Origin of the sequence: Microbacterium maritypicum, from assembly GCF_008868125.1 — a bacterium.
GTDB classification, from domain to species: Bacteria; Actinomycetota; Actinomycetes; order Actinomycetales; family Microbacteriaceae; genus Microbacterium; species Microbacterium maritypicum.
Genome location: NZ_WAAQ01000002.1, coordinates 833,729 through 848,958, shown reverse-complemented (window position 1 = coordinate 848,958; position 15,230 = coordinate 833,729). Strand labels below are relative to the sequence as shown.

Sequence of the window (15,230 nt, the reverse complement as noted above, 5' to 3'; positions counted from 1 at the left end):
AGCGTTGGGAGAAGGATATTCCTCCGTCAGCCGATCTCCTCGGTGAGTTCGAACCAGCGCAGCTCCAGCTCCTCGATCTCGGCCTGCTGCTCGCTGATCTTCTTCATCCGGTCGCCGAGACCCTCGTAGTCGGACTGGTCGTGGTCGGCCAGCGCGGTCTTGGCGGCGTTCACCTGCTGCGTGAGCTTCTGGATGCGACGCTCGAGAGCGGACACCTCCTTCTGCGCCGTGCGCAGGGCCGCACCGTCGAGCCCCTTGGCGGTCGCCGTCGCCGTCGCCGTCGCGGCGGCCGTCGCGGTCTGCTTCGACCCCGTGGAGGCCTGAAGGTGGCGCAGCCGCAGGTACTCGTCGACCCCGCCGGGCAAGTGGCGCAGGTGACCGTCGAGGATCGCGTACTGCTGGTCGGTGACGCGCTCCAGGAAGTACCGGTCGTGGCTGACGACGAGGAGCGTGCCGGACCAGGAGTCGAGAAGATCCTCGATCGCGGCGAGCATGTCGGTGTCGAGGTCGTTGGTCGGCTCGTCGAGGATCAGCACGTTCGGCTGGTCGAGCAGCACGAGCAGCAGCTGCAGACGGCGCTGCTGGCCACCCGAGAGGTCCTTGACCGGAGTGGAGAGCTGGGCGGAGTCGAACCCGAGCCGTTCGAGCAGCTGCCCCGGGGTGAGATCCTGCGCCTTGGAGCCTGCCCCCATCGTGTACGAGGTGCGAAGGCCCGAGATGATCACGCGCACCGGGTCGTTCCAGTGCTGGGTGAGCTCATCCAGCCGCTGCGTGAGGGTCTGCACCTTCACGGTCGTGCCGCGCTTGACCCGGCCGACGGTCGGCTCCACGGTGCCGGAGATGAGTCCGAGCAGCGTGGACTTTCCGGCACCGTTCACGCCGAGGATGCCGGTGCGCTCGCCCGGCGCGATGCGCCACTCGATGTCGCGCAGCACGACCTTCTCGCCGCCGTCCGCCGTCGGGTAGGTCACACCGACGTCGAGGAGATCGACCACGTCCTTGCCGAGCCGCGAGACGGCCAGCGACTGCAGCGAGACCTTGTCGCGGATCTCGGGCACGTCGGCGATGAGCTCGTTGGCCGCGTCGATGCGGAACTTGGGCTTCGCCGTGCGGGCGGGAGCGCCGCGGCGGAGCCATGCGAGCTCCTTCTTGGCGAGGTTCTGACGCTTCGCCTCGGTCGCGGCCGCCATGCGATCGCGCTCGACGCGCTGCAGGATGTACGCCGCGTAGCCGCCTTCGAAGGGCTCGACGATGCGATCGTGCACCTCCCAGGTCTCGGTGCTGATCTCGTCGAGGAACCACCGGTCGTGGGTCACGACCATGAGGGCCCCCGAGTTCGGCGACCAGCGCTTCTTGAGGTGCCCGGCGAGCCAGGTGATCGCCTCGACGTCGAGGTGGTTGGTGGGCTCGTCGAGCGCGATGACGTCCCAGTCGCCGGTGAGGAGCTTCGCGAGCGAGACACGGCGCCGCTGCCCACCGCTGAGGGATCCGATCTCCGCATCCCACGGCAGGTCGGTGAGCAGTCCTTCGATGACGTCGCGCACGCGCGCGTCGCCCGCCCACTCGTACTCCGGGGTGTCACCGACCACCGCGGCGCTGATCGTGAGATCGTCCGGCAGGTTGTCGGCCTGATCGAGCACGCCGATCCGCGTGCCTCCGCGCACGGTGACGCGGCCGGAGTTCGGCTCCTTGATGCCGGCCAGCATGCCGAGGAGGCTCGACTTGCCGTCGCCGTTGCGGCCGACGATGCCGATGCGGTCGCCCTCCTCGATGCCGAGGGTCACGGAGTCGAAGACGACCCTGGTCGGATATTCGAGGTGGAGCGCCTCAGCGCCGAGAAGATGTGCCATGTTCCTTCCAGGGTAGCCGCGTGCGGGGATCCGGCCGGCCGTCGCCCGGCAGGGTGGCCTCCGACCGACGTCGCCCGATCTAGGATCGACGGGTGCCAAGGAATCGCCGGGTGTTCTCGCTCATGCTCGACAATCGCAAGGCGAAGCTGATGGAGTCGAAGCGGCGACCCGGTCGCTTCGAGCTCAGCGTCGATGGGATTCCGCAGTCCGTCGTCTCGATGACCGAGCCCACCTCACTCGAATACGCCTACATCCAGCACATCGCCAGAGCGATCGATGCCGCGGCCGAACCCGGTGCACCGCTGTTCACCGTGCATCTGGGGGCCGGAGCACTCACGCTCGCGCGCTACGTCGAGGCCACGCGTGCCGGATCGCCTCAGCTCGCGGTCGAGTTCGAGCCCGCTCTCTATGCCGCGGTGATCGCCGCGCTGCCCCTGCCCCCCGGCGCTGATCTGCGAGTCATCTTCGGCGATGCGCGAGCGGTCGCCGACGCGGATCTTCCGGACGGGAAGCGATCGTCGGCGCCGTCATCCCCATCCCCGGCGCTCGACGCGGCGGCATCGGGCAGCACCGCGGTCGACACCGATTGGGTGGATGCGCGCTTCACCGTCGTCGATCTGTGGGATGCCGCGGTCATCCGGCATCGCGTGGCCAGCCAGGAGTTCTACCGCCGCGTCGCCGCGCGCTCCGCGTCAGATGGAATCGTGGCGGTGAACCTGCTCGACGGGCACCCGTTCGAGTACTCACGACGACAGGCCGCCACGCTGAGCTCCGTGTTCGACCACATCGCGGTCGTTCTCGACGCAGAACCGGAAGATGACGAAGGGCCACTCGGCAACGTCGTCATCTTCGCCAGCGATGAGCCGCTGGACGTCGTGACGAACCCCGATCTTCTCGGCTCACCGCGACCGCACATGCTCCACGACGATTCCCTGACGTCGTGGATCGCCGAAGCGCGCATCATGACCGACGCCGACGGCACGGACTCCCCCGACCCCGACGACCCGATCTGGGACTAGGGCGAGGACGATTCCCTCAGCTCGCCTCCGCTGACGCACCGTCCGTGACGGCGGGGGCTGTGACCGATCCCGCCGTGCGCAGGAAGACGATGATCCAGCTGAAGATCAGCACGGCCGCGATCAACTCGACCGCGGTGAGGTTGTAGTAGCCGACCGCGAAGAAGGCGGCGAGCAGGACGATCACCAGCACATAGATCCATCCGAAGGCCACGAACACGCGAGGGATGGTCGGCAGGAACCACGGCAGTCCGACCACGACGATCCCGAACACGACGGCCATGCCCGTCGCGACGGTGTTGTGCAGGAGGAAGAACTCGTCCACGGGGAAGATGCCGACGCACGCGAGGAAGATCCCCATCAGGATCAGACCGCCGCGCACCATGAAACGCCCACGACGGTCGTCGGCGCTCTCGGCCGGGAGCCCCGCGGTCGCGTACCGGGAGATCGTCGTGATCATGACCCCGGCGATGACGAGTGTCACGTTGAACGCGACCGATGCGCTGTTCGTGCTCATCCCCAGCGCCGAGAGGTTGTCGCGCCACCAGTGCACGTCGCTGGATGCGAGCATGCTGGCGAATGCGCCGACCACGAGGAACACCGCGAGCACCAGCGACAGCACCATCGGGGTGAGGGCGACGGCGCTGAGGAACGAGACATATCCGGTCAGCGCGAAGGCGACCGCCACCAGGATCGCTCCGGGGAACGGGAACACCGGAGCGTCGGTGAAGCTCCGCTCGAGGAGCTCCGCGATGCCGAGCCAGCCCAGATACGCGATCGCCGCGTGGGCGAAGGCGATGGCGGTGAGGTCGTACCACCGCAGCCGATCCCCCGGCACGCTGAATCCGTCGCGTGCCTGCTGCGGGTTCGGCTGCGCCGGTCGCACCGCGACGCGTCCGAGGGCGAAGGCGATCACCGCGGTGATCGCGCCACCGTATGCGGCGAAGACGCCGATCGACCCGCTGCCGCTGATCGCCAGCTCGTGACCCCAGAAGACAGGGAGTCCGATCACGAAGCCCGCCACGAAGAAGCCGGCGCCGACGATCAGCGCGGTCGCCTCGAAGACGGCCTCCGCCGTCTCCGGACCGCGCACCTGACGCAGCACCTGCATGACCCTGCTCGCGAGAGCGTTCATCGTCGTCCTTCCCGACCACATCATAGGAGCCGAGCACTTCGGCCGCAGCCGGTGGTAGCATCACGGAACGGATCGTATACAACGTCGTCGTTCCACCACCCGAGGTGATCAGTCATGAACGGTGCACCCGCTGCTCCTGCCGAATCGGTATCGACTCTCGTCGCGCGCAACATCAGTGATTTCCGCGCCGCGGTCTCCGAGTCGTTCGTCCCGCTGCAGGTCTCCACGGCAGGGCCGGACCACTTCCGCGGCGTCATCCGCGGCGCGTCGGTCGATGAGGTCCATGTGACAGAGGTGCGCGCCACCTCGCACGTCGTGGAGCGCACGCCCGAGCTGATCGCCCGCAGCGACCGCTCGTACTTCAAGCTCAGCCTGATGCTCGCCGGCACCGGTCTGCTCATCCAGGACGACCGCGAAGCCGTGCTCCAGGCCGGTGATCTCGCCGTGTACGACACCGATCGTCCCTACTCGCTCGTCTTCGACGAGGGGTTCCGCACGATGGTCGTGATGTTCCCGAAGCACCTCATCAGCCTGCCCCCCGACGTCGTCGGCCAGCTCACCGCCGTGCGCATCTCCGGCCAGGAGGGCCTGGGCGGCATGGTGGTGCCGTACCTGACGCAGCTCGCCGGCAACCTCGACCAGCTCGCCGGCACCACGGGAGCCCGCCTCGCCCACAGCGCCCTCGACCTCGTCTCCACGGTCTTCACGCGCGAGCTCGGCCTCGACGGCGTCTCGGCAGACCCGCACCGCGCCCTCGTGCAGCGCATCCGCTCCTACATCGACCGCAATCTGGCGTCGACCGACCTCGGTCCCGCCACGATCGCGTCGGCCCACTTCATCTCCACCCGCCACCTGCACGGACTGTTCCAGGAGCAGGGCGTCACGGTGTCGACGTGGATCCGCACGCGTCGCCTCGAGCAGTGCCGGCGCGACCTGCTCGACCCCATGCTCGCCGACCGGCCCGTCGCCGCGATCGCCGCCCGCTGGGGCTTCGTCGACGCCGCGCACTTCAGCCGCGCATTCAAGTCGGCGTTCGGGATCTCCCCCAGCGAGTACCGCGCGGCGCACTGAGCCGCCGCTCGCCGGGAGCCACCGCTTGCCCGGTACGGCACGCCGGTTGACTCTCGGCGCGCGATGGGTGCCACGATCTTGAGCGCCGGGCGGCGCCGGACGGAGCATGAGGCAAGCGCATCGCGACGACGCGGTGCCCGGGGCGAAGAAGCCCTGCCGCGTGCGACGTCTGGACCCGCATGACCGACATCACGACCGACCCGGCACTCGACGAATGGCGCACCTACGACGAGTTCGCCGCCGGAATCGACACCTTCCGCCTGCCGAGCATCCTGCTGGCCGGAACGTCGCTGACCCTCACGCTCGACGACGGCGACACCCTCGCGCTCCGCTTCGACGAGGACGCCGTGACGTGGGAGGGCCTCGGCACCTCCGGCCGGGACCCCTACGACGCCGTCCGCGTGCGCGACGACGTGGTGTTCGTCAACATCCCGTTCGAGAGCCGTGAACGCGAGGCACTCACCCTCGTGATCTCCTCCACCACGAATCGCGCGACCGTCATCCGCTCCCGCATCGCGGCAGAGGCCGTCGAGGGCACACCGCAGGTCGGCCAGGACTTCTGGGCGGCGACGACGGATGCGGGGCCGGTCACCGGCGAGGTCCCCGGCCCCAGCCGCGACCTGATCGGCAAGCGCAACATCTACCGCTACAGCCCGCACCACCTGTACGAGCACGTGTACGTGTCGAGCCAGCGCTACGCGTGGCAGTGCCTGGAGGGCGTGCAGCGCGGTCACGGCGACATGGACCTGTCGACGGTGTGGAAGTTCGCCGACGGGCTGTATCTGTTCTGCTTCCGCGAGTTCCGCATCGCGGTAGCGAGCGTCTGGCTGCACGACCTCGGCTACCAGCTGATGACGACAGGGATCTTCCTCGGACTCAACGGCGACGGCGATTCCGAGCACTCGCGGGCCGGCGGCCACATCTATCCGCTCGGGTCCGTCGCCTACCCCGACGCACAGCCCGTCTGACCGACGACGAGAAGAGGACACACCATGGGCAACGCCGACATCATCCGCGAGCACTACGCGGCGAGCGACCGCGGCGACCTCGACGGGATGCTCGCGCCGTTCGCGCCCGACGTGCGGTGGACCGAGGCCGCGGGCTTCCCCTACGCGGGGACGTACATCGGTCCCGATGCCGTCGCCGCGAACGTCTTCCGACGGATCCAGGAGGACTGGGACGACTACACCGTGGCGATCGACGAGGTCATCGACGCGGGAGACGTGGTCGTGGGAATCGGCACCTACTCCGGCACGTTCCGGCGCACCGGGCGCTTCTTCGCCGCGCGGGTCGCCCATGTCTGGCGCCTGACCGACGGCGAGGTCGTCGCATTCGAGCAGTTCACCGACACCGAGCTGGTGGCTCGCGCCCTGCGCGACTGAGTCCCGCACCTCCAGCAGCACCGCCCGCACCGCATCACCCGAACACACAGCACCACCCGAACACACAGCACCACCCGAACACACAGCACGACCCGAACACGAGAGGCAGGAATCACATGAACAAGCGAGCATCCGGCACCGCGGCACTCATCGCCGTGGCAGCCCTCGCCCTCGCCGGCTGCGCCGGTGGAGACGGCGGATCCGGCGGAGGCGAAGGCGCCCCGATCGTGGTCGGGTCCATCAACACGATCAGTGGACCGGCGACGTTCCCCGAGGCCTCGCAGGCCGCGGCCGCCGTCTTCGACGCCTTCAACGACGCCGGCGGACTCGACGGGCGCAAGATCGACTACAAGACCCTCGACGACAAGGGTGACCCGGCGACGGCCACGGCGTCGGCCCGGGAGCTGGTGGGCAGCGACGGCGCCGTGGCCCTGGTCGGCTCCGCGAGTCTGATCGAGTGCGAGATCAACGCCAAGTACTACGAGCAGGAGAGCATCCTGTCGATGCCCGGAATCGGCGTGGACACGGGGTGCTTCGACAGCGAGAACATCTCGCCCGCTAATGTCGGCCCCTTCAACGACATGACCCTCACACTGCAGTACGGGTCGGAGGTGCTCGGGCTCGACGACATCTGCATCCTGCTCGAGATCGCCGGCTCCACCCGTCCGACCTACCAGGCCGCGATCGACAAGTGGTCCGAGATCACCGGCAAGGAGCCGAAGTACGTCGACGACACGGTCCCGTACGGCGCATCCGACTACACCCCCTACATCGTCAAGGCGCGCGAGCAGGGCTGCAAGGCCCTCGCGATCAACCCGGTCGAGCCCGACGCGATCGGACAGGTCAAGGCCGCCAACGCACAGGGCTGGGACGACGTGACCTGGCTGTACCTGACGAGCGTCTACAGCGAGAACTTCGCCGAGGCGATCGATGACGCGGGCGCCGGCATCTACGTGCCCGCCGAGTTCTACCCGTTCACCGACGACAGCGAGATCAACTCCGATTGGCGCACGCTGATGGAGGACAACGACATCCCGCTCACCTCGTTCTGCCAGGGTGGCTACCTCGCGGCGACCTACTTCATCGAGGTGCTGAAGGGCATCGACGGCGACATCACCCGCGAGAGCGTGTCGGCGGCGCTGAAGAGCATGGACCCCATCGAGAACCCGATGGTCGGCACGCCCTACGCGTTCGGCACGCAGAACACCGCGGGCTGGCCGATCATCCTCAAGTCCGGCACCCACGCCTGGGAGCAGGTCGCCGACGACTGGCTCCGCATCGGCGAGTAGTAGCCCCACAGACCGCCTGCCGCCGGGCGCATTACCGGCGGCAGGCCCTTCCCCCTCCCCCCTCGGAACAGAAAGGACGCCCCATGCTGCAAGGCGCCATCGCCGGACTCGCCGCCGGCGGCCTCTACGCGGTTCTCGGCGTGTGTCTGACGCTCATGTCGCGTCTGGTGCGGGTCGTGAACTTCGCCCAGGCTGCGACCGGCATGTTCGGCGGCTTCACGGCCGTCTGGTTGGTGCGCGAGCTCGGACTGCCCATCTGGGCCGGCTCCGTGCTCGGTGTGCTCGTGGCAGGCCTCCTCGCCGCGGCGATCGGCTTCATCGCGGCGACATGGTTGTCCGAGGCATCGACGACCACCCGCTCGGCGATGACGGTCGGACCGCTCCTGCTGCTGATCTCGATGTCGTTCATCCTGTTCGGCAACAAGCCGCAGCCGTTCGCTCCGATCATCGCCGGTCCCGCGTTCTCGATCGGCGGCGTCGTGGTCAGCCAGGTCACCGTCGCGACCGTCGCTATGGCCGTCGTGACCGCAGTCGCCGTCCGGATCGTCCTGCGGCGCACCAGGGTGGGAACGCAGCTGCGCGCCCTCTCCGAGCGTCCGACGACGGCGGAACTGCTCGGCATCCGCTCCCGACCGCTCTCGATCGCGGTGTGGTTCGTCACGGGGGTGATCAGCGCGATCGCGATCATCATCGTGGCGCCGTCGCAGTCCAACGACGCCACCAGCCTGTCGATGCTCATCGTTCCCGCCGCGGCAGCCGCGCTGCTCGGCGGCTTCCGCCGTCTCGACCTGGCTGTCGTCGGCGGACTCGTCCTGGGGGTGCTGGGCGGACTCGTCGCCCAGATCGACGAGGTGGCGCTGGTGCGCAACTTCCTCCCGTTCCTGTTCATCGTCGTCCTCCTGTTGTGGACGCAGCGCAAGGAGGTGTGGGATGCCGCTCGCTGACCGCTCGTGGTTCCGCGTCACATGGCCGTTCGCCGTCGCCCTCGCCGGCATCGGGGTCGGCGCGATCCTCAGCTCGGCCCTGCCGGGTTACTTCGTCTTCCTCGCGATCAGCGCGGTCACCGCCGCGATCGCGATCCTCGGGCTGGGCATCGTGACCGGCTCAGCGGGAATGATCGCGCTGTGCCAGCTCACCTTCGCCGCCGTCGGCGCGTGGATCGTGTCGCTGCTGAACGTGATGCAGGCGCCCGGCGGGTTCATCGTGTGGCTTGTGCTGGGCGGCATCGCCGCCGGCCTCGTCGGCATCCTCGTCGGACTTCCCGCTCTGCGCCTGCGCGGTGTGAACCTCGCGGTCGTGACCCTCGGATTCGCCGCGGCCGCCGATGTCACCCTGGTGCAGATCCAGTTCCCCGGCTCCTCCGAGGGCACGGCCATCGAGCGGCCCGCGATGTTCTCGAACGACCGGCAGTTCTTCTTCCTCTCCATCGTGGTGCTGGCGGTCTGCGCACTCGGGGTGTTCTTCCTGCAGCGGGGGCGCTGGGGCTCGAGCTGGAAGGCCGTCGCGTTCTCCGAGCGCGGAACGGCCGCTGCGGGGCAGAGCGTGCAGACGGCCAAGCTGACCGCCTTCGCGGTGTCGGCGGCCCTCGGCGGCATCTCCGGCGGGCTGCTCGCCGGACAGGTGCAGCTGCCGTTCGCATCGAGCTTCACGCCTCTGCAGTCCCTCGCCCTCTACGTGCTGGCCATCATGTCGGGAGCCCACCTGATCGACATGGCGATCTTCGGCGGTCTGCTGTGGGTGCTGGTGCCCGAACTCCTCAAGCGCTGGGGCATCCCGCAGGACTGGGGCTTCGTCGTCTTCGGAGTGCTCGGCGTGCAGGCTCTCACCAGCGGCACCAACCTGGGTCAGGGCATCCGCAACCTGCTCTACCGCCGTGCGGACCGGCGAACAGCGAACGCGCAGCTCACCGCCCTGCCGCCGGATGCCGGCGCAGACGAGGCCGCCATCACCACGACCACCACGGCGACGGTCGACGAGGCTGCGCTGAGCGGCGCGCCCGTGCTCACCGTGGAAGGGCTCACGGTGCAGTTCGGCGCTCTGAAGGCACTGGACGACGTCTCGTTCCACGTGCCGGCCGCATCGATCATGGGCTTGATCGGACCCAACGGAGCCGGCAAGTCGACCTTCGTCGATGCGATCAGCGGGTTCCTGCCCAAGCACGGTGGACGCGTACTGCTGGGCGACCGCGATCTGGCGGGGCTCTCCCCCACCCGGCGCGCGCGACGGGGCCTGCGGCGCACCTTCCAGCAGGACCGGGTTCCGCCCGCTCTCACGGTCGGCGCCTACGTGCGCTTCGTGGCCCGGCGCCGCCTGGCGACCTCCGACATCGACGAGGTGCTCGCGTTCTTCGGATGCCCGTCCTCGCGCGCGCGCCTCTCCAGCGTCGATGTGGGTACGCGTCGACTGGTGGAGGTCGCCGCGAACGTGGCCGCCCGTCCGCGTCTGCTAATCCTCGACGAACCGGCCGCCGGCCTCTCGCACGAGGAGCACCTGGCGCTCGCGGCGCGGCTGCGCGACCTGCCGGCACGCTACGGCGTCGCCCTGATCATCATCGAGCACGACCTCGATCTCGTCCGTTCCGTATGCCCCACCCTGACCGTGCTCGACTTCGGTCGGGTGCTGGCGAGCGGACCGCAGGCCGAGGTCCTCGCGAACCCCGACGTCGTGAAGGCGTACATGGGAGAGACGGAGCTTCTGACATGAGCGAACTCGTACTGGACGCCGTGACGGTGAGCCGCGGCGCCGGGCCCGTGATCTCCGACGTCTCGCTGCGGGTCGCCGGCGGAGAGGTGCTGGCGCTGGTCGGTCCGAACGGCGCGGGCAAGACGAGTCTGATCGAGTCGGTGTCGGGGGTGACGCCCCACTCCGCCGGCACGATCACCCTGGATGGAGAGCCGATCGACAAGCTCTCCCGCGTGGCGCGGGCGCGCCGCGGCATCGTGCACATCGAGCAGGGGCGAGCGGTGTTCCCCTCGCTGACGGTGCGCGAGAACATCTCGCTCACCGCACGCACCCCGTCGGAGTTCGACGCGGTGCTGGCGCAGTTCCCCGAGCTCGAGAAGCGCATCGACGCGCCCACCGCCCTGCTGTCGGGCGGGGAGCAGCAGATGGTCGTGCTCGCCCGCGCCTTCGCCGCGAAACCCCGCATCCTGCTCATCGACGAGATGTCGCTCGGGCTCGCCCCCGTGGTGTTCCTGCGGCTGATGCCGATCGTGCAGTCAATCGCCGAGTCCGGTGTCGGCGTGCTGCTGGTCGAGCAGTTCACCCAGCTCGCCCTCGGACTGGCCGAGGAGGCGGTGGTCGTCGCCGGAGGGCGCGTCTCCTTCCAGGGAACGGCGAAGGCGCTGCAGGCCGACCCCGAGCTGCTGCACCGCGCCTACCTCGGCGGCTGAGCGCCGCGTCCTCGCGCTGAGCGGTGGTGGGGTTAGCCTGAAGGGGTGACCGAGATCATCCACGCCCGCGCCGCCCTCCTCGACATGGACGGCACCCTCGTCGACTCGACGTCGGTCGTCGAACGGCTCTGGCTGGCGTGGGCGGAGCCGCACGGGATCGCACCGGAGACGGTGCTGAGCGTGGTGCACGGCCGCCAGGGGCACCAGAGCATGGCGATCATGCTGCCCGAACGCGACCACGCGATCAACCTGCGCGAGAACGACGTCATGCTCGCGAACGAGGCGGAAGACGTGGACGGCGTCATCATGATCCCCGGAGCGGACGCCCTGCTGCGCACCCTCGAGCCGTTCCCGCACGCCATCGTCACCTCGGCGAACGTCGCCCTCATGACGGCACGGATGCGCCAGGCCGGACTCACCGTCCCCACCCTCGCTGTCACCGCGGAGAACGTCTCCGCATCCAAGCCCGACCCGGAAGGCTTCCTCCGGGGCGCAGAGCTGCTGGGAGTCGCCCCCGCCGACTGCGTCGTGTTCGAGGACTCCGGCGCCGGCATCCGCGCGGGGCTCGCGGCCGGGATGCGCGTGATCGGGGTCGGACCGCACGCCGCAGCGTACGAGCCCACCTTCCTCGTCGATGACCTGACGCAGGTGAAGATCGACGCCGACGGCGACGGCTTCACGCTCACGATCGGCTGAGACCCCCGCGCCGTCAGGGGCGCCGGCGACTACATCCCCGCGTGATCGAACGCGATCGTGGGCACATCGACCACGTGAGAGCCGCCGTCCGCCACGATGACGGCGCCCGTGATGTAGGACGACTCCCCTGAGCCGAGGAAGCGCACCACCGAGGCGATCTCGGACGGGCGGGCCGGGCGCCGCAGCGGCACGTCGGCCGTCACTGCGGCGTACGCCTCCTCGCGCGATCCGAGACCCGCGTGCGAGGCGAACTCGTCCATCTCGTCATCGGCCATGGGTGTCTGCACCCAGCCGGGACAGATCGCATTGACCCGGACGCCGTGCCGACCGTAGTCGCGCGCGAGAGTGCGGGTCAGACCGATCAGGGCGTGCTTGCCCACCGTGTAGCCGGCCACCGAAGGACCGGCGAAGAGCCCGGCGAGCGAGGAGACGATCACGATCTGCCCCTTCGCCTCGATCAGGGCGGGAAGGGCCTCCCTCGCCATCGTGAACGCGGTGGTGAGGTTCGCGCGGATCGCGGCCTCCCAGCTCGCGTCGTCGGTGTCGCCGACCGGTGAGAATCCGTGGCCCCCGGCATTCGCGACCAGCACGTCGATGCGCCCGAAGCGGGCCAGCACCTCGGCGACCGCCGCCTTCGCCGAGGCGGTGTCCGCCGCATCCGCGATGACGGGCACTGCACCGACCGCCCGCTCCACCTCCTGCAGGGGCGCCGCCCTTCTGCCGACGACCACGACGTGCGCTCCCTCCGCCGCGTAGCGCTCGGCGATCGCGGCGCCGATGCCGGTGCCCCCTCCGGTGATGACGACGACGCGCCCCGAGACGCTCGATCCGACCACGAGTCCCATGTCTTCTCCTGTGTTCTCTCCGACGCGCGTGCGCGCGATGGTCTTCGCTGACGCGGTCGCGTCAGGCGGGGAATCCCGACCGGGCCGTGTACCCGAAGTCGCTGATCAGGGTCGTGCCGTTCACGGCTCTGGAATGCGGCGACAGCAGGTAGGCCACGTGCGCGGCGACCTCATCCGCCGTCTGCACGGGGAACGCCGGCTCGTCGAGGGCGGCCTCGCCCAGATCGCCGCGGCTCATCGGCGTGTCGACGATCGACGGAGCGACCGAGTTCACACGGATCCCGGCGCCTGCGAGATCGACCGACAGCGCACGTCCGAACTGCACCAGCGCCGCCTTGGACGCGCAGTACGGCGCCATCCCGGGAGAGGCGACGGAGGCCGAATCGCTGGCGAGCAGGACGACGGATGCGTCGACCGCGAGGCGCAGAGCGGGGAGCGCGTGCTTGAGCACCAGGAACGGCCCCGTCACGTTGACCGCGAGCACGGCGTTCCAGGCGGCGAGGTCGGTGTCCTCGATCAGTGAACCGACCGGACCGGACACCCCCGCGCAGCTCACGACGTGGTCCAGCCCGCCGAGGGCCGCGACCGCGGCGGACACGGCTGCGCGCACCTGCTCCTCGTCGGTGACGTCGGCGACGACGCGAACCGTCTCCTGCGCCGGCCCGGTCGATGCCCGCACCACGTCGGCGGTGGCGTCCAGGGCGGCGCTGTCCCGGTCGAGCAGCGCCACGCGGGCGCCCTCCTGCGTCAGGAGGCGGGCCGTGGCGCGGCCGATGCCGCTCCCGGCTCCCGTGATCAGGACCGTCCTGGCGTGCAGCTGCAGATCCATCTCGTCCTTCGCAGGCCGTCGCTGCACCGGCGGTGCGGCAGGAGGACGGCGGTGTCATCACGGCCATCCTGCTCCCCCGCCGGTGCGGTGTCGAAAGCATGGGAGCGGGCTGTGCACGCTGACACCATCGTCTTTCCCTCAGGGTCAAGCGCACCGCCGACAGCACGAGCAGACTCGCTCTATCGACGATTCCCCTCGTCGTCGATGCCGTGTCCGCACGGCCGTCACCGAGCAAAGGAGCCGACGTGGCAGACCCGACATCCGCGTCCACGACGCACACGCACACCTCTCTCCGACCCGGCGCCCTCGGCGTCGCCGGGATCGTCTTCCTCGTCCTCGCCGCTGTCGCCCCGCTGACCGGCATCGTGGTCGTGGCCTCGCTCGCGATCGCGCTGGGCAACGGCGGCGGCACGCCCATGTCGTTCTTCCTGGTGGCGGCGATCCTGCTGCTGTTCGCGATCGGCTACGCCCAGATGTCGAAGCAGCTCGTGAACGCGGGAGGCTTCTACGCCTTCGTCGTGAAGGGCCTCGGCCGCACCGGCGGACTGATCGCCGGTCTGATCGCGACGCTCGGCTACAACTTCTTCGTCGTCGGCACGATCGGAACCAGCGGGTTCTTCATGCAGACGATCATCCGCGACCTCACCGGCCTCGACGTGCACTGGCTCGTGTGGGGTCTGCTCTCCATCGTCGTGTGCTTCGTGCTGGCGAGAGTCGGCGTCGACTTCAGCTCGAAGATCCTGGGGGTCTGCCTCGTGCTCGAGGTGCTGATGCTCGTGGTGTTCGACATCTCGGTCCTCGTGCAGACCGGCTACGACGTCTCGGCGTTCAGCCCCGAGGCCGTGTTCTCCGGCTCGCTGCCGATCGGCTTGCTGCTGGCGGCGACCGGATTCCTCGGCTTCGAGGCGACGGCGCTGTTCAGCGAGGAGGCCAAGCAGCCACTGCGCACGATCCCCCGGGCGACCTACACCTCGATCATCGCGATCGGCGTCATCCTGGGTGTCACCACGTGGGCGGTGGTGAGCGCGACCGGTGTGGCGCAGGCCCAGGCCACGGCGCTGGAGCACCTGCCCACCGGCGACCTGATCTTCTCCATCTCGCAGCAGTACCTGGGCGGCCCGCTCACGACCGTGATGATGATCCTGCTGCTGGTGAGCCTGTTCGCCGCCATGCTCGCGTTCCACAACTCGGCGACCCGGTACCTGTACTCGCTGGGACGGGCGAAGATCCTCCCGCAGGCTCTGGCGCGCACCCGCCCGAACGGCGCCCCGCAGCTGGCGGGGATCGTGCAGGCCGGGTTCGCCGCCGTCGTGGCGATCATCTTCGCTCTCGCCGGCGCAGACCCGATCCTCACGCTCGTCCCCGCCATGCTCGGTTTCGGCACCCTGAGCGTGCTCATCCTGCAGGGCCTGGCCGCGATCTCGATCGTGGTGTACTTCCGTCGGCGCCAGGATCCGCGGTGGTGGAGCACGTTCATCGCCCCCGGCATCGGCTTCCTCGGCATCGCCGCGATCTCGGTCCTCGCAGTGGTGAACTTCAACATCGTCGCCGGATCGGAGGAGCTCGCCATCCGTCTGATGCCCCTGCTCCTCGTCGTCGCCCTGATCGGCGGCATCGGGTACGGCGCCTACCTGAAGCGCACCAAGCCGGCCGTCTACGAGGGCCTCGCCACCGACCTGGAGAAGTTCAGCGACCGCTGAACCGGCTCACCCACCGAAGGAGAAC

General features: G+C 69.2%; 14 protein-coding genes. 10 read left to right on the top strand and 4 right to left on the bottom strand.

Annotated elements, in window-relative coordinates:
- Positions 1-26: 26 nt before the first annotated feature.
- Entirely contained in the window at positions 27-1,850 is a 1,824-nt protein-coding gene (locus F6W70_RS14875) for an ABC-F family ATP-binding cassette domain-containing protein (protein WP_055870727.1), read from the bottom strand.
- Positions 1,851-1,942: 92 nt separating this feature from the next.
- Here F6W70_RS14875 and F6W70_RS14870 point away from each other — a divergent pair, with 92 nt between their 5' ends.
- Positions 1,943-2,869, top strand: a complete 927-nt coding sequence (locus F6W70_RS14870; protein ID WP_151487146.1) for a spermidine synthase — start codon at positions 1,943-1,945, stop codon at positions 2,867-2,869.
- Between the two features lie 16 nt (positions 2,870-2,885).
- Here the strand turns inward: F6W70_RS14870 and F6W70_RS14865 are convergent, their stop codons facing one another.
- Positions 2,886-4,001, bottom strand: coding sequence for a DUF998 domain-containing protein (locus tag F6W70_RS14865; protein ID WP_055870721.1), 1,116 nt, complete (start codon positions 3,999-4,001; stop codon positions 2,886-2,888).
- Between the two features lie 114 nt (positions 4,002-4,115).
- Between F6W70_RS14865 and F6W70_RS14860 the strand changes: the two genes are divergently transcribed.
- The 8 genes from F6W70_RS14860 to F6W70_RS14825 all read left to right on the top strand — a co-directional run bounded on the left by F6W70_RS14860 (position 4,116) and on the right by F6W70_RS14825 (position 11,831).
- Positions 4,116-5,072 (top strand): AraC-like ligand-binding domain-containing protein, encoded by a 957-nt coding sequence (locus F6W70_RS14860; protein ID WP_017828411.1) that lies wholly within the window; start codon positions 4,116-4,118, stop codon positions 5,070-5,072.
- Between the two features lie 179 nt (positions 5,073-5,251).
- Positions 5,252-6,040: a MoaF C-terminal domain-containing protein gene (locus F6W70_RS14855; protein ID WP_151487145.1), complete on the top strand. Its 789-nt coding sequence runs from the start codon at positions 5,252-5,254 to the stop codon at positions 6,038-6,040.
- Positions 6,041-6,064: 24 nt separating this feature from the next.
- Complete coding sequence (locus F6W70_RS14850; RefSeq protein ID WP_055870712.1) at positions 6,065-6,454, top strand: nuclear transport factor 2 family protein; 390 nt, start codon at positions 6,065-6,067, stop codon at positions 6,452-6,454.
- A 116-nt stretch (positions 6,455-6,570) separates the two neighbouring features.
- On the top strand, positions 6,571-7,743 hold the full coding sequence (locus tag F6W70_RS14845; protein ID WP_151487144.1) for an ABC transporter substrate-binding protein: 1,173 nt from the start codon (positions 6,571-6,573) through the stop codon (positions 7,741-7,743).
- 83 nt (positions 7,744-7,826) lie between these two features.
- Entirely contained in the window at positions 7,827-8,687 is an 861-nt protein-coding gene (locus F6W70_RS14840; RefSeq protein ID WP_151487143.1) for an ABC transporter permease subunit, read from the top strand.
- The gene (locus F6W70_RS14835; protein ID WP_055870706.1) at positions 8,674-10,446 is read left to right on the top strand and encodes a branched-chain amino acid ABC transporter ATP-binding protein/permease; all 1,773 of its coding nucleotides are present in this window, start codon (positions 8,674-8,676) and stop codon (positions 10,444-10,446) included. The genes F6W70_RS14840 and F6W70_RS14835 overlap by 14 nt, the downstream gene beginning before the upstream one ends.
- On the top strand, positions 10,443-11,135 hold the full coding sequence (locus tag F6W70_RS14830) for an ABC transporter ATP-binding protein (protein WP_055870703.1): 693 nt from the start codon (positions 10,443-10,445) through the stop codon (positions 11,133-11,135). The genes F6W70_RS14835 and F6W70_RS14830 overlap by 4 nt, the downstream gene beginning before the upstream one ends.
- A gap of 45 nt (positions 11,136-11,180) precedes the next feature.
- Positions 11,181-11,831: an HAD-IA family hydrolase gene (locus F6W70_RS14825; protein WP_151487142.1), complete on the top strand. Its 651-nt coding sequence runs from the start codon at positions 11,181-11,183 to the stop codon at positions 11,829-11,831.
- A 29-nt stretch (positions 11,832-11,860) separates the two neighbouring features.
- Here F6W70_RS14825 and F6W70_RS14820 read toward each other — a convergent pair whose 3' ends face one another.
- Positions 11,861-12,676, bottom strand: a complete 816-nt coding sequence (locus F6W70_RS14820) for an SDR family NAD(P)-dependent oxidoreductase (RefSeq protein ID WP_055870699.1) — start codon at positions 12,674-12,676, stop codon at positions 11,861-11,863.
- Between the two features lie 61 nt (positions 12,677-12,737).
- On the bottom strand, positions 12,738-13,505 hold the full coding sequence (locus tag F6W70_RS14815) for an SDR family NAD(P)-dependent oxidoreductase (protein WP_151487141.1): 768 nt from the start codon (positions 13,503-13,505) through the stop codon (positions 12,738-12,740).
- Between the two features lie 245 nt (positions 13,506-13,750).
- Here F6W70_RS14815 and F6W70_RS14810 point away from each other — a divergent pair, with 245 nt between their 5' ends.
- Positions 13,751-15,205, top strand: coding sequence for an APC family permease (locus F6W70_RS14810; protein ID WP_151487140.1), 1,455 nt, complete (start codon positions 13,751-13,753; stop codon positions 15,203-15,205).
- Positions 15,206-15,230 lie beyond the last annotated feature (25 nt).